We start from the raw sequence: 24,070 nt of genomic DNA, 5'->3' as shown, positions 1-24,070 counted from the left end.
AAGCAGAGTGAAGCAAAAAGAGCAGATATTAGAAAATTTCCAATTAACCGCAGGCTTACATAATTACAAGTTGAAATTTTCAATCAATTGATTTTCAGTATTTTAACTTCCAAAAAGTCTAGTATTTACCGGCTTTGGTGAAACGGCACAAAACCCGATATTGGAATAGTTCTTCAGGGAATTGAGGAATGTAAGGAAAGAAGTCGTGTCTTTGCTGTTTTCTAAAAGCGTCTCAAAATCATCTAAAAGCAGGAAAAATGTTTTTGTTTTGTTTTCGTCCTTATCAAGGAAGTCTTTTATATCCTTATCGGTGGGTTCTTTTTCTTTTTGGGCAACATCCCATTGGGTACAAATACCTTCCAAAAAGCCTGAAAAGTTATCCCTGAATTGTTTAACACCGATTAAAGCAACGGGTACATACTCCTTTAATGCATTGCGCAAATCTTCCAACAAACGGGTTTTACCGACTCCTTTTTTCGGGGAATGGACATTAACGGAACTGCCCTTCCGAAGTTCTTCCCATATTAATTCGGTAAAAGGGGGGCGTAAGGCACGGGAAAAATCTATCGACGGTGTATTGCTGTTCATTGCGCTGTCATTTTTTTCGTTAAAGTTACGTCATTTTTCCGTGAGCGGTTCATCAACATGCTTGGTGAAAATCTGCTAACGACTGCTGTTAGGAGACTCTGAAAAAGCCTGTGAGCCGTTGCACATTGCAGACGGTAATAGCGCTTTAAGCGAAAATAACGTTTAAGCAAGTGAGCAATTTAAAATGACCTTTCAAATTTACCGCAAAGCCCGCTGAGTATTACGCGAAGAGCCGCTGAGTGTTTTTATGATGAATTTTTTCTTTGTGTACACTGCGGTTAAACCTTTGTGCACTCTGCGGTAAAAAAGAACGCGTTAATCTGCTCACCTGCTTAAAATTGCACAAATATTTATCCGCCCATATCAGGCAAGCTATAAGGAACACAGCGAACAGCAGCCACAAAGAAAGTTGTATTCTTATTGCCTGAAACTTGACTGAATCCAGCCGCCGCCTACCACATCATCGCCTTCGTAGAATACGGCAGCTTGGCCGGGGGCGATGGCATACACCGGCTGATGAAACAGCACTTGCATGCGGTTCCCTTCCTGTATAATCTGTGCAGGAGTGCCTTGTTTGTCGTTATAGCGGATGCGCGTAACGGTTTCCAGTGGCTGTGTGAGGGTTTCGTATTTCATCATATTCAACTGGCCGACCCACATGCCGTCGCGGGCAAGTTCCTTGTCTGTTCCCAGCACTACTTGGTTGGTTTCTTTCCTGATTTCGGTAACAAACACCGGATAGCCGAGTGTAATGCCCAACCCTTTGCGCTGCCCGATGGTATAGAACGGGTAGCCCTGATGTTTGCCTACCACAGTGCCGTCTTCCATGATAAAATCACCGCCGGCAACTTTTTGCTCTAAATTCGGCACGCGTCTGCGCAAAAAGCCGCGGTAGTCATTGTCCGGAATGAAGCATATTTCATAGCTTTCCGACTTATTTACCAAATCCATGAAACCGCGCTCAGTAGCCATTTCATAAATTTCCGATTTGTGCAACTTGCCCAGCGGGAAAATCGTGCGGCTCAGGCTTTTTTGCGATACGCCCCAAAGTGCGTAGCTCTGGTCTTTGGCGTGGTCTATGCCTTTGGAAACAATATAGCGGCCGTTTTCCTCACGCACGTTGGCATAATGCCCCGTGGCAATGAAATCACAGCCCAATTTATCGGCACGACGCAACAGCGAATCCCATTTGATGTGTGTATTGCAAAGCACACAAGGGTTAGGTGTGCGCCCCTCCAAGTATTCGTTGGTAAAATGGTCTATCACATAATCGCCAAACTCTTCGCGAATATCTACAATGTAGTGCGGGAAGCCTAAATTCACAGCTACGTGGCGGGCATCGTTGATAGAGTCGAGGCTGCAACAGCCGGTTTCTTTTTTGCTGCCGCCCGAAGACGCATAATCCCATGTTTTCATGGTCATACCAACCACTTCATAGCCTTGCTCATGCAACAAAACCGCTGCCAGCGAACTATCTATACCGCCGCTCATGGCTACCAATACTCTGCCTTTGGTGCTCATTTTATGTATTTTGTAAAAAAGGAGTGCAAAATTACGCTGCTTTTGTAATAAACATCTGCACGGCAGGAAATGTTCGGCCAAGCGGTTTGTACAACCTTCTATATTTGTTTACTTTTCCTCATTCACTCATTCATCAATTCACCCGTCTATGTCAAACTGGACACTCCAACACAAAAAAGCACTGATTACAGGCGGAACGAAGGGCATCGGTAAAGCTGTTGCGGAAGAATTTTTGCAATTAGGCGCAGATGTGCTCTTTACTGCCCGCCATACGGACCAAGTGGCGGCAATGGAAGCCGAATGGAAAGCCCGCTATCCACAGGCACTGGTGAAAGGCATGGTTGCCGATGTCAGCAGCGAAGCCGACCGCCAAAAAGTGCATGACTGGATTGCCGAGAATTGGCAAAAGTTAGATGTGCTGGTTAATAACGCAGGCATCAACATCCGCAAAAAAACACCTGAATACAGCCGCGAAGAATATGAAAAGATACTGTCGGTCAATATGTTAGCGCCTTATGAATGGGCGCGTTTGTTGTATCCGCTGCTGAAGCAATCGGGCAGGGCTTCCATCGTCAATGTAGCATCTGTGGCAGGGAGCAATCTGGACATAGGCACAGGTTCGCCCTATGCAATGTCCAAAGCAGCACTCATTCAGCAAACGCGCAGCCTTGCCGTAGAATGGGCAAAAGAAGGCATCCGCGCCAATGTGGTTTCGCCATGGTACACGGCTACGCCACTGGCGGCACCCGTGTTGCAAAATAAAGAGCGAATGGCACATATCCTGAGCCGCACGCCGATGGGGCGCATTGCGCAGCCCGAAGAAATGGCGGCAGCCATAGCGTTTTTGGCGATGGACAAATCATCTTACATCACCGGACAAAATATCATTGCCGACGGGGGACTGAGCATCAGCGGCTTGTAAAATATTGGCAGCAGGTTTGCCGTTTTATGATTGAACCAATTGTTACAGCTGCCATGCGCTTATTTGTTTTTTTGATAATCCTCTGCCTGTCAGGCGTTTTTTCTCCGGTAATGGCTCAAAAGAAAATGCCCAAAGATGCGGGAACGCTGCCTTCGGGCGTTAATCGGCAACCTGCCACCAATAACCCTATGCGGCGCAATGCACCCGTATTTCCCGAATCCAAAAAACCTGTGGACAGTGCTGCGCTGGCTGCTGCATCTGCGCCTATCATACAGGCTGCGCCTGCTTTTGAGCAACTCGATTCGGCATTTATCAGCGCCACAGGCAGAAACTTGATTATCATCAGGCAAAACAATTTGGAAGGAATTGCCAACGATACAGGCAAAATAATACTTGCACCGGCTTACGACCGCGTCAGTTTTTTCAACAACAAAGATTCCTCTTGCACACGCTGGGAGGGTATTTTGAAAGTACAAAAAGGCGGTGCCGTCGGTTTGATTCACTACAACGGCAAACCTATTACCGTACTTGACTATCAGGACATCAGTCTTTTGCCTGCCAGTTGTTCCGGTACGCATCCGGCCTCTATGGTTGCCAAAGTAAAACAGTTAGGCAAATTCGGGTTGATTAACGGCAAAGGCGAGGTGCTGATTCGCCCCAGCTACGACGATGTGCTAATGCTTGCCGATGAGCAAGGCAAAGCCACCAATCCTGAAATTGTGCTGGTGCGCCGCCAAAATAAATACGGCATGATGGAGCTGCGCAACGGTCAGGTACTGAAAACCGAGTTTGAACGCATTGAATTTCTGCAACATCTGGAAAAGGAAGTCAAAGGAAAAACGGAAAAAGAGCTGTTGCTTCGCCTGAAAATCAATGACAAGTATTCATTTTTGAATATTTCCTCCAAATTTCAGAGCGAGCCGGAATGGGACGAACTGCTTGCCTTTGGCAGTGGTTGGGCAGCCGTTCGCAAAGGCGACAAATGGGGCTTTATCAACGAAGAAGGAAAGAATAAAATCAGTTGTCAGTATGAGGCTACCTTAGGTTTTCGGCAAGGGGGGGCGCCTGTTCGCAAAAACGGCAAATGGGGCATTATCAATGCGGATAAAAAAGAAGTATTTGCCCTGCAAGCCGACCAAATGGAGTTTCTGGTACAGCCCGAAAGCAAGCGCCGCCACAGCGATTACGTACTGTCGTTGGTCAAGATAGAACGCAACGGAAAAACAGGCGTTATTGATACGCAAGGCCGCCCGATTATCCCTTGCGAATACGATTCGCTGGAATACGTTCCGCGCACAGGAGGGTTCAAAGTTACCAAAGACGGCAAAGAGCAGTTCGTCGCTCTCCCCGATGCACCTGCCAAAAAATAAGCGAATGGTTATACAAAAGCGCAAGAGGTTTGCGAAAAATCGTTTGTGTAAATTGTTGAAAAACAAATATTTAAACCTGACAGGTTTCAGAAACCTGTCAGGTTTGTGTATATTTCGGATAGCAACGGTCGGAAAATGCCAAAAAAAGCGCATTTCAATGGCCTGCTGATGCCCCGGCAGCAACTGAGCAAGAGAGCAAAGTAATGTCATCCACGTAAGCCTGCTCACCCCTGAACTGATTCAGGAGTTTCAGCAGTTCATTGTGCAGTTGTTTGCGGTCTAAATGCTTATTCGCCTTAACAAAATCGGCTAACTGCTCTACGCCAAAAGGTTCGCCTTGGTCGTTATAGGTTTCAATAAAACCATCCGTAAAGCAGAAAAGCAGGAAGTTTGTCAAACCGCTTCGGGTAGTAATATTCAAAAATGGCAGCTTTTTGAAGCCGCCCAGAATGGTCGTGCCTTCTTCCAGATGCTCAACGTGGCCGTTTTCCAAGAAAAGAAAGGGCGGGTTATGCCCCGCATTAACATACGTGAGGGTCTGTTTGCGAAAATCATACTCCATAAAAAAGGCCGTGATGTAATTTTCGCCCTGCGAGTTTTCCAGAATCAAACGGTTGAGCGTATCAATCACATAGGCCAGTGGTTTTCCCTCCCGCACCAGAATGCGAAGCGCCGCCTGAAAATTAGACATCAGAATAGCCGCAGGCACACCTTTTCCCGAAACATCGGCAATACAGACCATAAACTTATCGTCTCCCATCGGGATATAGTCGTAATAATCGCCGCCTACGCTGTGGTGCGGCTGATAACTCGCCACAATCTGCAAGCGTTCGTTGTAGGGCAACTTTTTGGGAAACAATAAACTCTGTACGTCTTTGGCTATGTTCAGTTGCCGTTGAAATGTCTCCTGTTGAGCCTGCCTGCGTGCCAGTTTTTTATTTTCAATAGCTACGATGATAATATTGCTCAGGGTGGCTAAAAAATTCAAATCTTGAATATCTTTTGTCGTATCTATCAGCACATAGGCCAATACTACGTCTTTGTGGCGCACCGGCAATACATAGTTAAACGTTGCAAAAAGCGCATCTTCTGCGTGCAGATTGCCTGCATCGCGAATGTTGCGGATGGCATCGGGCAAGTGCTGCTGCGTAAAGTCTGCCATGGTGCCATACTGTGCCTTACATTCCCATTTGCCCTCGTCATGCACGTATAAGGCAAGTTTCTTAATGTAATGACTTGCCTGCAACGTAAGTTTATAGATACGGAACAACTGCTCTTCCGACGCATTCTCGTTGATTGCCTGAATGGTCTCAAAAAGTGCATTGAGTTGCATCTCTTTCATTTGCAGCCTGAGTTCAGCCGATGCGTTCTCCATGGTGCCTATTTGTTTTTTGAAACCAATACCTTAGGGTCATAAGCATCGCGAAGCCCATTACCCAAAAAGTTGAATGCAAGCACAAGCAATCCCATACCAATACAGGGTATGATAATCAGATGCTCACAGTGCAAAGAATTAATTGTGGCATAAGCCTCGTAAATCATATTGCCCCACGATGGCGCTGGAATCTGTACGCCAATACCGAGGAAACTCATACCGGCCTCTAAAATAATGGCTGTGGCAAAATTGGAAGAGGCCAACACGATAATAGAGCCAAAAATATTGGGTAGGATGTGATGATAAATAATACGCCAGTGCGAGTAACCAAACGCACGCGCCGCCTCAATGTAAAGTTTTTCTTTAATGGCTAAAATTTCGCCGCGCACAACTCTTGCAATTTCTACCCAAGTAGTAAGGCCGACGGCAACAAAAACCACCCAAAGCCCCTTGCTGCCCAGCGCAATCCGAATAGCAATAACCAGCATGATGCTCGGTATAGACCAGACAACCGTCATCAACCACATAATCAAATGGTCTGTTATACCACCGAAATAGCCTGCCAAAGCCCCCAAAACCACGCCCAAGAACAAAGAAATCATTACGGAGGCAATACCTATTAGCAACGAAATGCGAGTACCCAATATCACTTTGCTGAGCATATCCCTCCCCTGCCGGTCTGTACCTAAATAGAAGGTGCGCTCTTCCACATTTTTTTGCAAAAATTCACTGCGCAGGCGGCTGATGCTCTCCTTTTGTATTTTTTCGTTAATGTCCAGATAAGTAACCGTGTCATTGACTACATAAAAATTGCCCGGATAAACAGCCCCCAATTTGTCGGAGGGAAGCGGATAAACCGCGCGGGTAGCATCTACCAAAGAAAACACATGGTCATAAACGGGCTTGTAAAAGGCAGGTTCATTATTGGCCGTATTGTCCGTAATACCCAACGAGCGATTGCGGATATTTTCTATGCTGGCCACATACAAACGGATAAACACAGAATCGTTTGCCAACCGAAAATCGCTGACCGCATATGCTTTGTGTTGCAGTTCTGCACCTTCCATCAGGCGCTGCCAAAAAGTGGTTTCCTTAGGTTCGTTATTAACCGCGATTTTGACGATTTTAGCCCGAAAAAGCGGGTATTGTTTGCGTATTTCCGACATGCTTTCATTGGCATTGGGCGTATGGTCGGGCATGATGAAGTAAGCAAATATGCCTAATAAAGCTGCAAATATGATAAATGAAAGGCTTGCCATGGCCAATACATCGCCCTTTAGTTTTTGCCGGACATAATACGATGGCGTATTTTGCAATTCTTCTTCTTTCAAAGGCTTTGTCTGATTAACGGATAAATACTCTCTCTTTCCACTCATAGCCGCCTTGCGTTGCCCGCAGCCCTACCCAAACCAAATAAAAACTGTACACCAGTTGCAGAGGGAAAATATAGGGTACAAGCGCCTTTTGACGAACAAATCGCAATATGGCATTCAAAAATACATATTCAACCGCTAATTTTAAGCTAACTGCCGTTATTATCTTGGGTAACAAATGAGGCCATGCAATAGCTGCGGGCAACAGCATCACCCAGAACACATGGAGCAATCCCACAAGTAATGCCACTCCCCAAACCCTGAAAGGCCTTCCCTTTCGCCATTTGGCAGCCCAGCGTCTGCGCTGCATAAACAATGCCTGCCAATTGGGCTGTGGAGCGGTCGTAACTATTGCATCATCAGATTTGACAAAGCGCACACTGCCCGGAAAATGGCCGTGTACTTGTTGTATCATAAACTCGTCATCTCCCGAAGCAATGGCTTGCGATGACTCAAAGCCTCCCGTTTGTTCAAATACTTCCCGCCGATAGCCAAAATTTGCACCGTTGCCCATATTGGGTATTTTCCATTGAATAAATGCTGCCGTACTGCCCATCAAGGCCGCCACCTCAATTGCCTGAAAGCGCGCAAGCCATGTATTGGCAGGAGCAATACTAACCAAACCCGTAACCAACTTTGTACCGGGCATTTGCAGCGCTGCACACATTGTCTGCACCCAATTTTCCCCAAGCAGGCAGTCGGCATCCGTAGTCAAAATCAACGGAAAATGTGCAATACTAACACCGGTACTGATGGCCGCTTTTTTTCCCTGCCCTCTCGCCTGTACAATGTGTAACGGACAAGGAAATATGGCTTTAAAGGTTTCCGCCTCTGCAACGGACTTGTCCGTAGAACTGTCATCCACCACTATTACCTCCATCGGGCAACTTATCTGCTGGCGCATCAGGCAGCCAAGCAACCTGCCTATATTGCCCTGTTCGTTGCGCATGGCAACAATGACGCTTACACCTTCGGAGGATGGGGTTGCAGTTCCGCTGCCGACAGTTGGCGTTTTCTGCCACCCGTTGTAGAGGCAGCTTATCAATACGGCATACAGTACCGCAATAATGACAATTATCATGAACTTACAGGTATACGCCAACCTGACAGACCTTGTAGACCCAAAAGGCTTAAATAGCTGTTTTTCAAAAACTTATATTTTTTTTCACAAACCACTTGCGCTGTTGTATAATATACACAAACCTGACAGGTCCTCGAGACATGTCAGGTTTAAATAATTGCTTTCCAATAATTTACAAAAATCATTTCTTGCAAATCACTTGCGCTTTTGTATAAAAAAGACTCTTAGGAATGTTCCTAAGAGTCTTTTGCTGTTCAGGCAAGTTTATTCTTTTTCAACTGCTTTTACACTTGAGTAGTTAACCTTACGAGCATCTGCCTCGCGCAGTTGTTGCTTCACATCGGAAATGATACCCATTTTTGCATCAATATCCACTTTCAGAGACATGGTGATTTTGTCACGCTCTACCTCATCGAGTTTGTCCTTCTCTGCATAAACGAAGTTGGGTATTTCCTTAGGAGTAACCAATGCGTCATTAACCTGAATACGAGGCTCAACGCCATACTTTTCTGTATCCTTCGGCTTGCCAATATAGATGTAGCTTACCAATGATTTCTTCTCCAATTTTTGCAACTGAGAAGCCTTTGGCAACCTGTTCTGCACTTTCAATTCTGTTTCTCTCAATACGGTAGTTACCATGAAGAAAAAAAGCAGCATGAAAATAATATCGGGAAGAGAAGAAGTTGAAATGGCCGGCGTACCTTTCTTTTTCTTGCTGAATTTAGACATAACAAATAGTTATTTCGGTTAAACAATGGCCTTCAAATTAATTTCCTCCTGCATTGGTAGGTTCTGCCTCAGAGAGCTGGTAAGGAATCGCTTTTTTGGCTTCCTCAAACTTGGCATTTTGCTTTTTGGAGTCGTTCTCAATCTCGAGATACTCGGCCAGAGTAACGCCCATGTAAGCAGCACGCAATTCGTTGTAAGCCTTTTTCAACTCATCCATTACAGCAATGTACATCTCATACTTTGTTCCACGGTCGGTTTTCAGAGAAATAACCGCTGCCTGAGGACTTTCAGATGACTTGGGGTCTCGCCCGTTGTTGCTGATAAACTTCTTGGCAGCCTCTTTTACCTGATTAACCGACATCAGTTGCTCTTCTACCAGCAACTGGTTGTTGGAGTTGATAAAGACCTTAAAAATGTTTCTTTCTTTCATTTTAACGTCTAACTGCTGGTCGTTTTTAGGCGGCAGCAAAATAGACAAGCCCTTATCGGACGCAATGGTAGTTGTTACCAGGAAAAAGATTAGCAGCAAGAAGGCAATATCTGCCATAGAACTTGCATTGATTTCCGGTGCTGACCTTGATTTCTTCTTCATAAGCACATCCCTATTTGAAAAACTTACTCACTTCTGAATAAACTACCGCGATAATTGCACCGAAAAACATTACGTAGAGCATTAACAAACTTGCGCCAATCATTTTTGACGTATTTTCGGAGATGCCCTCATAGGCTTTGTTTTTCAGCACCGTACCATCGGCTATCAAATAGCAAACAACGAACAGCACCAAAATAATTCCCACACCAATGCCTGAACGAATTAAAGTTTTTGGCTCGCTCAATGACTTGATGATAGGTAAAATAACAGCTGACGCAATAGCGACGAAGAGCAGGATATACATGATGTATAATGCTCCGCCTACCCATCCGTAATCTTCCATAACAGTGTATCTGTGGTTTTGTGTTGAGAAAATGATTTTGCAGGGGAGTTTATCCGATTACTTCTGATACTTTACTAAGGTATCAACAAGAGCAATCGAAGCATCTTCCATTTGACCTACAATAGCGTCAATTTTAGATACACAGTAGTTATATAATACTTGAAGAATAATCGCTACAATCAGACCTGCTACCGTAGTCAAAAGCGCCACTTTGATACCACCCGCAACCAGTGAAGGAGAAATATCACCTGCTGCCTCGATAGCGTCGAACGCACCAATCATACCAACTACCGTACCCAAGAAGCCCAACATTGGCGCAAGAGCAATGAAAAGAGAAATCCAAACCAAACCTCTTTCCAAACGGCTCATTTCTACTGAACCATAAGCAACTACTGATTTTTCAACCATTTCTACGCCTTCACCGGCACGCAACAAACCTTGTGTAAAGATAGAAGCAACAGGGCCTTTGGTTGCGGCAGTAACTTTGCGGGCTGCTTCAACACCACCGGTTTGCAGTGCTTTTTCAACATCGGCCAGCAGTTTGTCAGTGTTTGTAGTCGCCAGATTCAGCGTAATTACGCGCTCGATGCTGATAGCCAGACCGATAATCAAACAAATCAATACCGGCGTCATCCATGCAGGGTCACCTTCAATGAATTTTTGTTTGAGAACTTGGTGAAAAGACTGCTCTTCTGCCGGAGCCGCTTCTTCGGTAACAGCGGGTGTTTCTTCAACTGTGGCAGTAGTAGCTGCTGAATCGGTTACCTGAGTAGAATCACCCTCAGTTTGTGCAACGGCACCAAAAGTACATGAAAATACTACGGCAAGCGTAATAAATAAGTGTTTGAACAGGTTTTTCATAAAAGCAAACAATTTTTCGGTCTTGAATTTTTGAATGTTAATAAATTGAATTGATGTTGCCTAATCCTTACCAACTTTTGGTTTTGGATTGCGGAGAGAGGGGGATTCGAACCCCCGATACCCTTTTGGGGTATACCCGCTTTCCAGGCGAGCGCCTTAAACCACTCGGCCATCTCTCCTTTATTTTGACTGTTCGGGTGGCGCACACCCGTCAATTGAGGCAAATAAATCAAGAAAAAAACCTTTGTCCAAATTTTGCCCTAAAATTTTAAGTAACCCGCCCCTAAAAAATACGTATATAACCCTTCATTCTTTTGTAATCAGCTTGTTTTGATTGTTTTGGCGCACATAAAATTGCTGCGGTTCATTGTGCCCTTTTACGTAAAAATGTGCGGTATGACCTTGTGCCACCTCTGCAATCAAAACCGTTTTATTGTCTATCTCTGCTTCGCTGTAAGTTAGCTGGATGGCAGGTCGGCAATACTCGGAAGCTGCGATTTGCAAAGCAAATTTTTCTTCTTCCGGGTCTATGCCTATAATTTCTTTTTTATCGCTCACACCTATCACCAGTTTTCCACCCTCTGTGTTAGCAAATGCAACAAGTGTTTTTGCTATTTTTTCAGGATGGGAAACGGTTTGTTTAAATTCCAACGTTATAGACTCGCCGCCTCGGATGAGTTGTTGAAACTCATCGGGCTGATTTAATTTCATATCAATACTTTTTCAATAATAGATGCCAGCAACTCGTAGCCGTCTGTATTACCAAGCATCGGATGGCAGGCGCGCTCGGGGTGCGGCATCATCCCGAATACGTTGCGCTGTGCATTACAAATGCCTGCGATGTTTTCAACTGCTCCGTTGGGGTTGGCTTCTTCCGTAACGGCACCCGACTCATCGCAATATTTGAACAGAATTTGGTCGTTGGCCTTGATTTCGTCCAGCAGATGCTGCGGAGCATAGTAGCGCCCCTCGCCGTGTGCTATCGGAATTTGGTAAGCCTTGTGCATATCCAGCCCGCGCGTTAGCAATGAATCGGCTGTTACGGGCTTCAGATATACGTTTTTGCAGATGTATTGCCTGTTGGTGTTGCGCAACAATGCGCCCGGCAATAATCCGGATTCGGTCAGTATCTGAAAACCGTTGCAAATACCCATTACATAGCCGCCCTTTTGTGCATGTGCAATCACCTCGTTCATAATAGGCGAAAAGCGTGCAATGGCTCCGGAACGCAGATAATCGCCATAAGAAAATCCGCCCGGCAATACGATGAAATCGCAGCCTTCCAAATCGTGCGACTTATGCCACAATTTGACCGCAGGCTGCCCTAAAACATCCCGCAGTGCAAAAATCATATCATCATCGCAATTGGAACCGGGGAATACAACTACACCAAATTTCATAAGTAATACGGCTTGTACAGAAGCAAATTTATAGCTTTGGGCTTAACTTCCAGCGAAAAAACCAATATTTGTCCTAAATAAAGATGTCGGGGAACCATATGTTAAATTTTTTGGGCGCTGTAAAAGGCTGCATTTCTTATACTGCAAAGCCCTGCAAATGTAGGGTTGGCCTGTGGCTGTGTGTGGCTGTACTGAGCGCTTGCGTTAAGTTGGAAGAACGCAATATTAAACTTGTAACTGACTGCGAAAAATGTATTCGCATGATTGAAGACAGCCTCAAAAAAGAGCGTGGCGTATATTGGATTAGTTTTCAGCAACAAACCAAGCAACTTACCATTAAATACGACACATCTTTGGTAAGCGGGCAAGAATTGTATCTTTTTTTGGCAAAAGAAGGTCTTGTGCGCACCACCAAAGACGTGCCTGCTCAACCCAAGTGTTGTCAATAATACCCAATCGGTTGAGCGAATTGAAAACACATTGCAAATGCACGCACGCTAACGCAAACTCATTTCGCCGCGCAGCGAGATGCCCAACTGTTCGCGGATGAGTTGCGGGTCGGGTTCATTGCCCAGCAGAAACATCATTTTGGTAATAGCCGCTTCGGGCGTAATATCGCCGCCGCTGATAACGCCGATTTCCTGCAACCGCCGCCCCGATTCGTACATGCCCGGCACAACCGCCCCGCCGTTGCATTGCGAAACGTTCAAAATATGTATCCCGCTGTCTACGGCTTCTTTGAGCGCACCGATGAACCAATCGTCGGTCGGGGTATTGCCCGAGCCGTAAGTTTCCATCACGATGCCGCGCAAATCGGGTGTTGATAGAAAATGCTCTAAATATTTTTGCGAAATACCCGGAAAAATTTTCAGCAACCCGACGTTTTCATCCATTTTTGAAAAAATATCAAATCGTTCTTCGGGATGCGGCAAAATCAACGATTCGTTGTAGCTGATTTCAATGCCCGTAACAGCCAGTGGCGGCAGATTTTCCGAAGCAAAAGCCGTGAAATTGTTGCTTTGCACCTTGCGCGCCCGATTGCCCCGCAACAATAGCGTATCGAAAAAAATACACACTTCGGGCACCATCGGCAGCCCGTTTTTTCGTTTGGTCGCCGCAATTTCAAGGGCTGTAATGAAGTTTTCGCGCGCATCGGTGCGCGGCACGCCTATGGGCAACTGTGCCCCTGTCAGAATAACGGGCTTTGCCAAATTGTCAAACAAAAAGCTCAGTGCCGAGGCGGTGTATGCCATCGTATCGGTACCGTGCAAAATGACAAAGGCGTCGTAATCGTTGTAAAAGTCGTACACGACGCGGGCAATGTTGAGCCATTGGTGCACTTTAATGTCCGAAGAGTCAATCGGTTTGTCAAAACTAAGCAGGGTCAGTTCAAACTCAAAGCGGCGCAGTTCGGGAACTTTGTCTATAATTTGCTGAAAATCAAACGGTTTGAGATGTTTGCCTTCCTTGTCGTAGTCCATGCCGATAGTGCCGCCGGTGTAGATAACAAAAATGGAAGTATCGGCAATATAGCCGGCAGCCGTGCTGATATTGACCGTTTGGTAGTAGTTAAGCATGTAGGTAAGTTGGTCAGGGAGGCGAAAGTATCAAGGTTTTTGAATAATTTTCACCCCCGAAAGGCATTTTTATTTTGCTGCCTGTTCCCTTAACCTATCCGAATACATTGCTTATGAATAAAGTAGTAGCCAACGCCGAAGCTGCCATTGAAGGTTTGCAAGACAATATGACCCTTATGCTGGGCGGTTTTGGTCTGTGCGGCATCCCCGAAAACAGCATTCAGGCTATCCTGAAAAGCGGCAAAAAAGGCTTCACCTGCATTTCCAACAACGCAGGCGTAGACGATTTCGGGCTGGGCTTGCTGCTCAAAACCCGTCAGATAAAAAAAATGATTTCTTCTTACGTAGGCGAAAATGCAGAGTTTGAACGCCAACTGCTTGCAGGCGAATTGGAAGTAGAGCTCATTCCGCAAGGTACGCTTGCCGAGCGCATCCGTGCGGGCGGCGCAGGCATTCCCGCTTTCTATACGCCCGCAGGGGTAGGCACGGAAGTAGCCCGCGGCAAAGAAATCCGCGAGTTTAACGGCAAACTCTATCTGTTGGAAGAATGGCTGCGCGCCGATTTTGCCTTTGTCAAAGCATGGAAAGGCGACACGGCGGGCAATCTGATTTATCGCGGAACGGCGCGCAACTTCAACCCCATGATGGCAACCGCTGCCACTATCACCGTAGCCGAAGTGGAGGAGCTTGTCCCCGCAGGCACCTTAGACCCCAACCAAATCCATACGCCGGGTATCTACGTCAAGCGCATTTTCCAAGGGCAGCACTACGAAAAACGCATTGAACAACGCACCGTGCGCAAAGCCTAAAAGCAACTGTCTCATATTCCATTAAATCCTCTGAAGGGGTCTTCGCGACCGTCGGCAGGTTTTTTATAAGGAGGTGGGCAGTTAAAACGCCTTTATCTAAATCCGCTGACAGGGCTTTCAGCCGCTGGCAGGGATTCCTGACACCCCTGTAAGCGGTCTTTAGACCCTAACAGCGGTTCAAAAAAGAACTATTCAAACTGCTCACCTGCTTACGATTTCATCGCCCAACGATTTGCCGATTTTCTGCAATCGCCCAATCTTGAAGCATATGAGGCAAAAAACTGCTAACTTGCCCTCATGTACACCTACGAATACCCGCGCCCTGCGCTTACCGTTGATTGTATCATTTTCGGCTTGGGGGAAAACAGCCTGAAAGTTTTGCTCATAGAACGCGCCGATGAGCCTTTTAAGGGCATGTGGGCGCTGCCCGGCGGCTTTGTGGATATGGACGAAACCATAGACGATGCTGCCCGCCGCGAACTGGAAGAAGAAACGGGCATCAAAGGTATGTTCATGGAGCAACTCTACACCTTCGGCGATGTAAACCGCGACCCCCGCGGGCGTGTAGTAAGCGTTGCCTACTACGCCTTGGTGAACCTTTCGGAGTACAACGTCAAGCCCGGCTCTGATGCCCGCCGCGCCGAGTGGCACGAGGTCAATCAACTGCCGCCACTGGCATTTGACCACGCCCTGATTTTTGAAACTGCCCTCAAACGACTCAAAGGCAAGGTGCGCTATCAGCCCATCGGCTTTGAACTCTTGCCCGAAAAGTTCGCTTTGAGCCAATTGCAGCGCGTTTATGAACTGATTTTGAACAAGGAATTGGACAAGCGGAACTTCCGCAAAAAAATTCTGGGCATGGGCTTGCTCATAGAACTGCCCGAACGCCAAAAGGGCGTATCGCACCGCGCTGCCAAGTTGTACAAATTTGACAAGGCAAAATACCGCCAATTAGAGGCGGAAGGATTTATGTTTGAGATTTAACGCACCGCACCCATGTTCATCCTGACCGAACAAAGCAATATTGCGCATCATTTCATTGCCGAACTGCGCGACATCAACATTCAGCGCGACAGTATGCGTTTCCGCCGCAACTTAGAGCGCTTGGGCGAACTGATGGCTTACGAAATCTCAAAAACGATGCAATACCGCCCGCGGGTGGTAGAAACGCCGCTGGGCTTTGCGCACATGCAAGAACTGACCGCACAGCCCGTTCTTGTACCGATTTTGCGTGCGGGGCTTCCCTTCTATCAGGGCTTTCTCAATATGTTTGATGCTGCGCCAAGTGCTTTTATCGGTGCGTTTCGGGGGCAACACGCCGCCGATTTTACCTTTGAAATAGAGATGCGCTACATTGCCGCCCCTGATTTGAGCGGCAGGGAACTCATCCTGATTGACCCGATGCTGGCAACGGGCAAATCCGTTTTGCTGACCGTTGAAGCACTGATGCAATACGGCAAACCCGATAAAATCCACATCGTATCGGCAATTGCCAGCCGTGAAGGCGTAAACCACGTGCGGCAACACCTGCCCGAAAGTTTCCTTTGGACGGGTGCATTAGACGAAGAACTCAACCAGAAATTCTACATCGTTCCCGGGCTGGGCGATGCGGGCGACTTGGCATTCGGTGCTAAAATTTCCGCTTGACCATGTGGGCAAAACTGTTGAAATACCTCACCGTTTTCGGTTTGAGCATGTTCAAGTTCATTTTCGGCCCCGTAACAGCGCTGCCGCTGGGCATCGGCTATGTGGAAACGTCGTTGCTAACGGCAGGCGGCATGATGACTTCTGTATTGATTATCAGCAGCTTAGGTGCCCCCATGCGTGCCCGTTTCATTCAGCGTTTTGCACCCAATCGCCGATTGTTTACCAAACGCAGCCGACAGGTGGTGCGCATTTGGCGCAAATACGGCATGTGGGGCGTTGCCATGCTCACCCCGCTGTTGTTTACCCCCATCGGCGGCACACTGATTGCCGTCAGCTTCGGCGAAAGACGCAGCAAAATCCTGTTTACCATGCTCATTGCAGGGCTTTTTTGGGCGTTTGTCCTTTCAGGCGTCATATTTTTTGCCAAAGATTTGGTCGGGAAACGGTAAGGGCAACGCGAATTCACGATAGAATCTTGGAAAAATTCAGTAGGGAAGGCGGATTGGGGAATGCGGATTGGGGATTTCAATCGGAAAACGAGCGCTGCGCGGCAGAATATTGGAAAAAGTTAAATCCTGTTTTGTGTTGCACCTGTACGGACAACGCATGCGTTGTCCCTGCAAATACACAAACATCAGAAAAATACAATTCAACAATGCGCATTTTTGCACCAATCTTTCATTTGATTTTTTGCTGCAAAAAGCGCTGACTGTCAAACGATTATCAAACAATCCGCATTAAAACTGCTTCAGGTACGTAACCTTGCCAATCAGGTGGCTGCTGTTTTGCCGTTCGTTGAGGTGGTCAAAGCCGCGCCGATTGAACACCAAGTACACAAAAGACAGCGGGCGAAATTCCCACGACAGGCGAACGTTCCACACCTCACGATTGGCGGATGAATTGAATTGATAGAAGCCAATCAGTTGCAGGCGCGGATTGACTGCTACGCGGCTTTCTATGCTCCACAAGTGCACGTCGGCGTTTTCCCGACGCACGCCCACGCTGCGGAATCGGTTGTTTTCGTAGCTGAAATTCATCTGAAAATGCGGCACGGGCGAAAGGCGCACGCTGCCCGACTTGCTCCAAAGCCTGCCGTCGTAGTAGCCGCCCCAAGAGGTAAACACGAAGTAAGACACTTTTTTAGACGGGTCGCTGCCTGCCATCGCGTTGCTGCGCAGGTAGCGGTAGCTGCCGGGCTGAATGTCAATGCCTACGGGGCTGAAAGTATCGTCTAACCGCTGGAAAGTCGGGTCAAAAAAGACTCCCAAGAAGCCACCGCTTTGCAGCGTTACCCAAACGGGATTGACCGATACGCGGAACTCCTGCAAACAGCGCGTTTGTGCATCAAAGTAAATTTCGGGAAATATGCCCGGCTCTAAGGCGCGCAGCCATTCGGGAAACCGCTCTTTGCGGATGTTCAAAAAAGCCCCCGAATTAATCGCCATAACGTTGTGCCGCGAAACAAAGCCTGTTTTGGCATCAAAACCCGCCGTAACCAAGGCAGGCACAATAAAAGCCCCGCCGTGATTGGTGTTGTAATCCAATTGGGCGAAGGCTGCCGTGCCCCGCGCCGTTGGGTCGGTGTCCATGCTTTGCGCCACCATTGCGTTGAGGCTCAGCGACGGGCTAAGGCGTACAAAGGCATCCGCTGCTGCTACGGCGTTGCGGTTGGCGGGCTGTCCGTAGCGGGCTTCCTCATCCCGATAAGTAACAATGCCGCCGATTCGGTTTTGCTCACCGATGTTGCGCGAATAACGACCGACGGCATAGGTTACGGGTGCATGTGCCGCATCGCCGCCCTGCCGCATGAGCATTGCGCCGTAGTTGTGCGTCAGCGAACGGTGCACATAGCGCGCCCCCGCTACAATGGGCAAGGGGTTACCTTCCGCATCCAGCCCGATGCGACGGCTGAAAAAGGGCTGAATCTGCATCTGAATATCATCTCCGCCCAGCAAACCCGCCCCGAAAAGGCTTGCATTTTCCAGAAAAAACTGCCTGCGTTCGGGGAAAAACACCGAAAAGCGGCTCAGGTTGTTTACCTGCCTGTCTGCGTCTGCCTGTGCAAAATCGGTGTTGAAGGTCAGGTCTAAGACGCTGTTGGAATTAATTGCCCACTTAACCTCTCCGCCTGCTTTGAGCGAAGGCTGCCACGCTGAGTTGTTGTAGCGGTCGTTTGTGCCCAGCACATAGGGCGTTACCTGTACGTTGGGCACGGGCGGCGGCGGTCGGATGCCCGTCAGTTCGCCGGCGTACTCCATGCGAAACACGCTGAATGCCCGCGGATAAGGCGACCATGCGGTCAGTTCGTTGCTTGCCCGACGGTTACGCACAAAGTTGATGCCCCACACATACTCCCCGTCGGCGGCTTTGGGGTAGCGCAAAGTGTGCCAAGGGATGGCAAACTCCGCCGTCCAGCCGCTGTCCAAACGGTGCGTGCGGACTTTCCAACGCCCGTCCCAATCTTCGTCAAACATCATGTCGTCAAAAGCCAGCAAATCGCGCTGCGAACCATAGGGGTTCACCATAAACGCCATGGCATTGCGTTTGTCGTTGAAGCCGTCAATGACTACGCCGACTACGTCTTGTTCTTCATCGTCAAAGTCGCGGCGCAGGTCGGGCACGCGGATGGCTTTTTTTCCCACCGAATCGCGGCAAAAGATGCCGAAATAGAGGTAGTAATGGTTGTACAACACGCGCACTTCCGTATCAAAACCGGCGGGCTGACCTTGCAGAGGCTCTACCTGCACAAAGGACTTTGCCGCTGCTGCCTGCTGCCATGCGGGTTCGTCCAAATAGCCGTCTATTTTCAAATCCTGCGCAATGTGCACCGCCGCAACCCTGCGCCGCACAGAGTCGGGCTTGAAAACATCCTGCGCCGCACCTGCCAAAGCCGTCAGCCACCCCAAGACAAGAAAAACAAGTGCGCTTTTCATAGGATTTTACTTTGCTTGGACGCGAAATACGCCCTCTAAAACTGCTTCAAGTACGTAACCTTGCCAATCAGGTGTTGGCTTTTCTGACGTTCGTTGATGGTATCAAAGCCGCGTTGGTTAAACACCACATACACAAAAGACAGCGGGCGGAACTCCCAAGAAAGGCGCACGTTCCAAATATCGCGGTTGGCAGAGGAGTTGAATTGATAGAAGCCAATCAGTTGCAGGCGCGGATTAACAGCCATGCGGCTTTCCATGCTCCATAAGTGTACATCGGCATTTTCCCGATTTATCCCTACACCTCGGAAACGGTTGTTTTCATAGCGAAAATTCATTTGAAAATGAGGAACGGGCGCTACGCGAATGTTGCCTTCTACTGTCCAAAGTTTGCCGTCGTAGTAGCCGCCCCAAGCCGTTGAGGCAAAATAGGATACTTTTTTAGAGCGGTCGCTGCCTGCCATGATGCTGCCTCGCAAGTAGCGATAGTCGCCCGGGCGAATGTCTATCCCCACGGGGCTGAATGTTTCCTCTAACCGCTGGAAGGTCGGGTCTATGAACACCCCCAAAAATCCGCCGCTTTGCAAGGCTATCCACAAAGGATTGAATGCGATGCGTGCCTCTTGCAAAGCTCCCGTTTGCGCATTGAAATACACTTCGGAAAACATGCCCGGCTCCAATCCGCGAATGAATTTCGGAATCCAAGGTTTGCGGACAATGAAAAAGAAGCCCGGCGTTGTGGCAACTACGTTTGTGCGCGAAACAAAGCCCGTTTTCGGGTTGAAATTCGCCGTTACGACCGACTGTGTCAGCCATGCCACCAAGTTATTGGCATTGTAACGGAACTGTGCAAAGCCCGCAAAACCGTTGCCCGTGCTGTCCGAATCAATGCTTTTAATCAGCATGGTATTGAGGTTTAACGATTGGCTGAAACGGAAAAAAGCATCGGCGGCGGCGACCATGTTGCGACTACCCGGGCGACCATTCATACCCTCTTCATCGCGGTAGGTGATGATGCCCCCTGCGCGGTTCTGCTTTCCAATGTTGTGCGAATAACGCCCGACTGCATAGGTTACGGGCGCATGAGTGGCATCGCCGCCTTGCCGCATGAGGATGCCGCCGTAGTTGCGCTGCACCGAACGATAGACATATCGCGCCCCTGCCACAATCGGCAGTGGGTTGCCTTCTTCATCTAAACCGATGCGACGGCTGAAAAAGGGCTGTATGCGCATGGCACCGCCTACCAAGTTGTCTTCGGGTGCAAGTCCCGCCCCGAAAAGGCTGGCATTTTCCAGAAAAAACTGCCTGCGTTCGGGGAAAAATACTGAAAAGCGCGTCAGGTTGTTCACTTGTCGGTCGGCATCTGCCTGTGCAAAGTCCGTATTGACGGTCAAATCAAGTACGCTGTTGGAATTAATCGCCCACTTCACTTCGCCGCCGACTTTGGAAGAAGACTGCACGCGCTCGCTACCGTTGGCTGCAAAAGGGTAGCGGTCAACGGTTTGCAGCACGTAGGGAATCACCTGCACGTTGGGCGAAGGCGGCGGCGGTTGTATGCCCGTCAGTTCACCTGCGTATTCCATGCGCAGCACGCCAAAGGCACGCGGGTGCGGCGACCATGCGCTCAATTCGTTCGTAGCGCGGCGGTTGCGGAAGAAGTTAATCCCCCAAACATACTGACCTTCAGGCATTTTTGGGTAGCGCAAGGTCTGCCAAGGGATGGCAAATTCTGCCACCCAGCCGCTGTCCAAACGGTGCGTGCGCACAATCCATCGCCCGTCCCAATCTACGTCAAACAGGCGGTCGTCAAAGCCCAGCAAGTCGCGCTGCGAACCATAGGGGTTGGTTACAAACGCCATGGCATTGCGCTTGTCGTTGAAGCCGTCTATGGCAATACCGAAAATATCGTGAGCCTGAAACTCAAAATCGCGGCGCAAGTCGGGCACGCGGATGGCTTTTTTGCCCTGCGGGTCGCGGCAAAATGCACCTACGTAGAGGTAGTCTTTGTTGTACAGCACCCGTACTTCGGTGTCAAAATTGACTTTTTCGCCCTGAAAGGGTTCTACTTGCGTAAAATTGGTTACAGTTAGGGCAGTTTGCCATGCGGGTTCATCCAAATATCCGTCAATTTTCAGGTGGGCATCCGTGCGGACAGCCGTTACTTTTTTCCGAACCGAATCGGGCTTAAAAATTTCTTGGGCAATAGAATAACCATGCACAAATGTGCAAAACAAAAGAACGGTAAAGATTTTTTTCATGCAAAAAGAAAATGCAGGCGTTAATGACGATGAAGCAAAGTGAGGTTGATAATGCTTGGCAGCACACCACAAAGCTACCTGCCTGCCCGCTGATTTGCAAATGGTTAGGGTAGGTTACTTGGGTGCTTACCCCTGCTCGGGACTTGTATCCGAATGCCACTCTGAATAAAGTTCTTCTGCCAGTTGGCGTGCCATATTAGGATCTAACGGCAGATTTAGATATTTTCTTACGTAACTGTAACTCATGGATCTTTCAATATCATACTTACTTATAGAAGTGCTAAGCATAGCAACCGGACGGCGGCTCTTATAGGCATCACTAAGCGCAGCGAAATCATCTAAAAACTGGAATCCGTCATAATGAGGTATATCTATGGCTAAAAATATCAAGTCGGGCAAAAGAGATGGATTTTCGGACTCAGTAGTGCGCAAGTATTCCATTCCTAACCGACTATCGGTAAATATCTGAATATCTGCAGTAATACCGGCTACTTCTATCATTTTACTGGTGATCAAATTATCTATATCCATGTAACTAACCAGCATAATTTTGATTGTTCTTTGAGTTACTTGTGTCATGACTCACCTCCGTTAATTTGTCCATTAGGGTTTTGTTGCCTTTTTCGTAAGGTGTTTTACCAAAAATAACTGATACGTTCCAATAAGCATCAATAATTTATTGATTATATAATGGCGGTATACCATGTAATTGTTATAATATTCGGCAATATGTTTCTCCGAATAACTCGGTGATTGCAGCGGTTTGGTTGTGTGTTCGCCGATGGCAGGCGAAAAAGAGCACCCTCATAAAGTCTGCTTCTGTACCCAAGTCAAAACAACAACATAGGGCTGTGATATGGCCAATTCTTTCCCTTCACATCAAAAAATCATAAGTTGCAGTAAAATCTGCACCCATGATAAACACCTTTGAGCAGTTGAAAAAGCAGTTACAGGGCGAACTGCACACCGACCGCGCCATGCGCATCCTGTACGCTACCGATGCTTCCGCTTACCGCGAAATGCCCCAGGCGGTAGCTCTGCCCAGAACCGTTGACGACCTCAAACGGCTGATTCGGTTTGCCGATACTTTCGGCATGTCGCTCATTCCGCGCACGGCAGGCACTTCGCTGGCAGGGCAGGTAGTCGGCAACGGCATTGTGGTAGATTTTTCCAAATATTTTGATAAAATTCTTGAAATCAATACTGTGGAACACTGGGTGCGCGTGCAGCCCGGCGTTATCCGTGACGATTTGAACCTGTTTCTCAAACCGCATGGGCTGTTTTTCGGTCCTGAAACTTCTACCGCCAACCGCGCCATGATTGGCGGCATGATTGGCAACAACTCTTGCGGCTTGCATTCAATAGTTTACGGCAGCACCCGCGACCATTTGTTGGAAGTTCGCGCCCTGCTTGCCGACGGCAACGAAGCGGTTTTCAAAGCAATTTCCGAACAGGAATTTGCCGACAAGTGCAACGGCATCGGCACAGTCAGCCCGTTGGAACAGCGCATTTATCTGAAAATCAGAGACTTGTTGAGCAATGAAGTCAACCGCGACGAAATCCGCCGACAGTTTCCCAATCCCCGCGTAACGCGCCGCAACACGGGCTATGCCTTGGATGCGATGCTGGATGCGCAGCCGTTCAACCCGCAGGGTTTGCCGCTCAACTTTTGTCGCCTGCTGGCAGGTTCGGAAGGCACGCTGGCACTGATTACCGAAGCAAAACTGAACCTTGTGCCCGTGCCGCTGCCGCACGTGGGGCTGCTGTGCGCTCATTTTCAGTCTATTAACGATTCTTTGCGGGCAAATATCATCGCCATGCGGCACTGCCCCGAAGCCAGCGAATTAGTGGACGACTACATTTTGGAACTGACCAAAACCAACCCCGAACAGCAACAAAATCGCTTTTTCGTACAAGGCAGCCCGAAAGCCATTTTGATGGTGGAATTTACCGCCGAATCGCGCGCCGAAATAGAGGCAAAAGCAGCGCGATTAGTTGCTGATTTTCAGGCAAATAATTTGGGTTATGCCTTTCCGCTGCTGCACGGCGAAGACACGAAAAAAGCGTGGAACTTGCGCAAAGCGGGTTTGGGCATTATGTACAACATCGCGGGCGATGCAAAGCCCGTCAATCTGATTGAAGATTGCGCCGTGGCAGTGGAAGACCTGCCCGACTACATCGCCGAATTGGACGCTCTGGCGCGTTCCAAAGGCATACAGTTGGAATACAGCGCACATGCGGGCGCGGGCGAACTGCACCCTCTGCCGCTGATGAACCTCAAAACCGCCGAAGGGCAACGCCTGTTCCGCGAATTGCTGGCTGATACGGTGCAATTGGTCAAAAAATACAACGGCTCACTTTCGGGCGAGCACGGCGACGGGCGCTTGCGCGGCGAGTTCATCGCCCAAATGGTCGGGCAGCGCTGCTACGAAATGTTCCGAGAGGTCAAACAAACTTGGGACCCCAAAGGCATTTTCAACCCGGGCAAAATCGTGGATACCCCGCCAATGAATGAGTTTCTGCGCTATCAGCCTAACCAACAAACACTTGACTATCATACGGTTTTAGACTTCGGCGCATCGGGCGGCATCCTGCGCCACGCCGAACAATGCAACGGTTCGGGCGATTGCCGCAAGTCGCACCTCTCGGGCGGAACAATGTGCCCCAGCTACATGGCTACCCGTTCGGAAAAAG

Annotated in this window: 23 protein-coding genes and 1 tRNA gene; 8 read left to right on the top strand and 16 right to left on the bottom strand. The window is 48.3% G+C overall.

Annotated elements, in window-relative coordinates; translation table 11 throughout:
• Nucleotides 1-102 precede the first annotated feature (102 nt).
• A complete protein-coding gene (locus NDK19_RS16515; protein WP_250633017.1) occupies nucleotides 103-588 on the bottom strand; it encodes an AAA family ATPase in 486 nt (161 codons plus the stop codon).
• 417 nt (nucleotides 589-1,005) lie between these two features.
• On the bottom strand, nucleotides 1,006-2,109 hold the full coding sequence (mnmA, locus tag NDK19_RS16510) for a tRNA 2-thiouridine(34) synthase MnmA (protein WP_250633016.1): 1,104 nt from the start codon (nucleotides 2,107-2,109) through the stop codon (nucleotides 1,006-1,008).
• A gap of 148 nt (nucleotides 2,110-2,257) precedes the next feature.
• Here mnmA and NDK19_RS16505 point away from each other — a divergent pair, with 148 nt between their 5' ends.
• The gene (locus NDK19_RS16505; RefSeq protein WP_250633015.1) at nucleotides 2,258-3,031 is read left to right on the top strand and encodes an SDR family oxidoreductase; all 774 of its coding nucleotides are present in this window, start codon (nucleotides 2,258-2,260) and stop codon (nucleotides 3,029-3,031) included.
• Between the two features lie 53 nt (nucleotides 3,032-3,084).
• Entirely contained in the window at nucleotides 3,085-4,401 is a 1,317-nt protein-coding gene (locus tag NDK19_RS16500; protein WP_250633014.1) for a WG repeat-containing protein, read from the top strand.
• Between the two features lie 154 nt (nucleotides 4,402-4,555).
• Here the strand turns inward: NDK19_RS16500 and NDK19_RS16495 are convergent, their stop codons facing one another.
• The 10 genes from NDK19_RS16495 to purQ form a co-directional block, all read right to left on the bottom strand.
• Entirely contained in the window at nucleotides 4,556-5,776 is a 1,221-nt protein-coding gene (locus tag NDK19_RS16495) for a PP2C family protein-serine/threonine phosphatase (RefSeq protein WP_250633013.1), read from the bottom strand.
• Between the two features lie 5 nt (nucleotides 5,777-5,781).
• The gene (locus NDK19_RS16490) at nucleotides 5,782-7,152 is read right to left on the bottom strand and encodes an ABC transporter permease (RefSeq protein ID WP_250633012.1); all 1,371 of its coding nucleotides are present in this window, start codon (nucleotides 7,150-7,152) and stop codon (nucleotides 5,782-5,784) included.
• A complete protein-coding gene (locus NDK19_RS16485; protein WP_250633011.1) occupies nucleotides 7,121-8,230 on the bottom strand; it encodes a glycosyltransferase in 1,110 nt (369 codons plus the stop codon). The genes NDK19_RS16490 and NDK19_RS16485 overlap by 32 nt, the downstream gene beginning before the upstream one ends.
• A 264-nt stretch (nucleotides 8,231-8,494) precedes the next feature.
• The gene (locus NDK19_RS16480) at nucleotides 8,495-8,959 is read right to left on the bottom strand and encodes an ExbD/TolR family protein (RefSeq protein WP_250633010.1); all 465 of its coding nucleotides are present in this window, start codon (nucleotides 8,957-8,959) and stop codon (nucleotides 8,495-8,497) included.
• 37 nt (nucleotides 8,960-8,996) lie between these two features.
• A complete protein-coding gene (locus NDK19_RS16475; RefSeq protein ID WP_250633009.1) occupies nucleotides 8,997-9,551 on the bottom strand; it encodes an ExbD/TolR family protein in 555 nt (184 codons plus the stop codon).
• 10 nt (nucleotides 9,552-9,561) lie between these two features.
• Nucleotides 9,562-9,894 carry a hypothetical protein gene (locus tag NDK19_RS16470; protein ID WP_250633008.1) on the bottom strand — a complete coding sequence of 111 codons (333 nt, stop codon included), beginning with the start codon at nucleotides 9,892-9,894 and terminating at the stop codon, nucleotides 9,562-9,564.
• A 57-nt stretch (nucleotides 9,895-9,951) separates the two neighbouring features.
• A complete protein-coding gene (locus NDK19_RS16465) occupies nucleotides 9,952-10,755 on the bottom strand; it encodes a MotA/TolQ/ExbB proton channel family protein (protein WP_250633007.1) in 804 nt (267 codons plus the stop codon).
• Between the two features lie 91 nt (nucleotides 10,756-10,846).
• Nucleotides 10,847-10,934 (bottom strand) — tRNA-Ser (locus tag NDK19_RS16460).
• A gap of 127 nt (nucleotides 10,935-11,061) precedes the next feature.
• The gene (locus tag NDK19_RS16455; RefSeq protein WP_250633006.1) at nucleotides 11,062-11,466 is read right to left on the bottom strand and encodes an AlbA family DNA-binding domain-containing protein; all 405 of its coding nucleotides are present in this window, start codon (nucleotides 11,464-11,466) and stop codon (nucleotides 11,062-11,064) included.
• A complete protein-coding gene (gene purQ, locus NDK19_RS16450; RefSeq protein ID WP_250633005.1) occupies nucleotides 11,463-12,155 on the bottom strand; it encodes a phosphoribosylformylglycinamidine synthase subunit PurQ in 693 nt (230 codons plus the stop codon). The genes NDK19_RS16455 and purQ overlap by 4 nt, the downstream gene beginning before the upstream one ends.
• Nucleotides 12,156-12,238: 83 nt before the next feature.
• On the opposite strand from purQ, the gene NDK19_RS16935 reads away from it, so the two are divergent.
• The gene (locus tag NDK19_RS16935) at nucleotides 12,239-12,604 is read left to right on the top strand and encodes a heavy-metal-associated domain-containing protein (protein WP_317207180.1); all 366 of its coding nucleotides are present in this window, start codon (nucleotides 12,239-12,241) and stop codon (nucleotides 12,602-12,604) included.
• 48 nt (nucleotides 12,605-12,652) lie between these two features.
• On the opposite strand, the gene NDK19_RS16440 is transcribed toward NDK19_RS16935, so the two are convergent.
• Nucleotides 12,653-13,732 (bottom strand): asparaginase, encoded by a 1,080-nt coding sequence (locus NDK19_RS16440; protein WP_250633003.1) that lies wholly within the window; start codon nucleotides 13,730-13,732, stop codon nucleotides 12,653-12,655.
• A 113-nt stretch (nucleotides 13,733-13,845) separates the two neighbouring features.
• Here NDK19_RS16440 and NDK19_RS16435 point away from each other — a divergent pair, with 113 nt between their 5' ends.
• From NDK19_RS16435 to NDK19_RS16420, 4 genes are all read left to right on the top strand, one after another.
• The gene (locus NDK19_RS16435) at nucleotides 13,846-14,541 is read left to right on the top strand and encodes a CoA transferase subunit A (RefSeq protein WP_250633002.1); all 696 of its coding nucleotides are present in this window, start codon (nucleotides 13,846-13,848) and stop codon (nucleotides 14,539-14,541) included.
• 297 nt (nucleotides 14,542-14,838) lie between these two features.
• Entirely contained in the window at nucleotides 14,839-15,525 is a 687-nt protein-coding gene (locus NDK19_RS16430; protein ID WP_250633001.1) for an NUDIX hydrolase, read from the top strand.
• A gap of 12 nt (nucleotides 15,526-15,537) precedes the next feature.
• Complete coding sequence (gene upp / locus NDK19_RS16425) at nucleotides 15,538-16,188, top strand: uracil phosphoribosyltransferase (RefSeq protein WP_250633000.1); 651 nt, start codon at nucleotides 15,538-15,540, stop codon at nucleotides 16,186-16,188.
• A gap of 2 nt (nucleotides 16,189-16,190) precedes the next feature.
• Nucleotides 16,191-16,637 (top strand): hypothetical protein, encoded by a 447-nt coding sequence (locus NDK19_RS16420; protein WP_250632999.1) that lies wholly within the window; start codon nucleotides 16,191-16,193, stop codon nucleotides 16,635-16,637.
• Nucleotides 16,638-16,925: 288 nt separating this feature from the next.
• Here the strand turns inward: NDK19_RS16420 and NDK19_RS16415 are convergent, their stop codons facing one another.
• From NDK19_RS16415 to NDK19_RS16405, 3 genes are all read right to left on the bottom strand, one after another.
• Entirely contained in the window at nucleotides 16,926-19,121 is a 2,196-nt protein-coding gene (locus NDK19_RS16415; protein WP_250632998.1) for a carbohydrate binding family 9 domain-containing protein, read from the bottom strand.
• A 35-nt stretch (nucleotides 19,122-19,156) separates the two neighbouring features.
• Nucleotides 19,157-21,376: a carbohydrate binding family 9 domain-containing protein gene (locus NDK19_RS16410; protein ID WP_250632997.1), complete on the bottom strand. Its 2,220-nt coding sequence runs from the start codon at nucleotides 21,374-21,376 to the stop codon at nucleotides 19,157-19,159.
• 126 nt (nucleotides 21,377-21,502) lie between these two features.
• Nucleotides 21,503-21,955 (bottom strand): response regulator, encoded by a 453-nt coding sequence (locus NDK19_RS16405; protein WP_250632996.1) that lies wholly within the window; start codon nucleotides 21,953-21,955, stop codon nucleotides 21,503-21,505.
• A 335-nt stretch (nucleotides 21,956-22,290) separates the two neighbouring features.
• Here NDK19_RS16405 and NDK19_RS16400 point away from each other — a divergent pair.
• Nucleotides 22,291-24,070 (top strand): FAD-binding oxidoreductase (locus NDK19_RS16400; protein WP_250632995.1); only part of this gene is annotated, 1,780 nt, incomplete at its 3' end.

This window comes from Rhodoflexus caldus, assembly GCF_021206925.1.
GTDB classification, from domain to species: Bacteria; Bacteroidota; Bacteroidia; order Cytophagales; family Thermoflexibacteraceae; genus Rhodoflexus; species Rhodoflexus caldus.
Note: the sequence above shows the minus strand (reverse complement) of the source record. Positions and strands in the feature narration are given on the sequence as shown.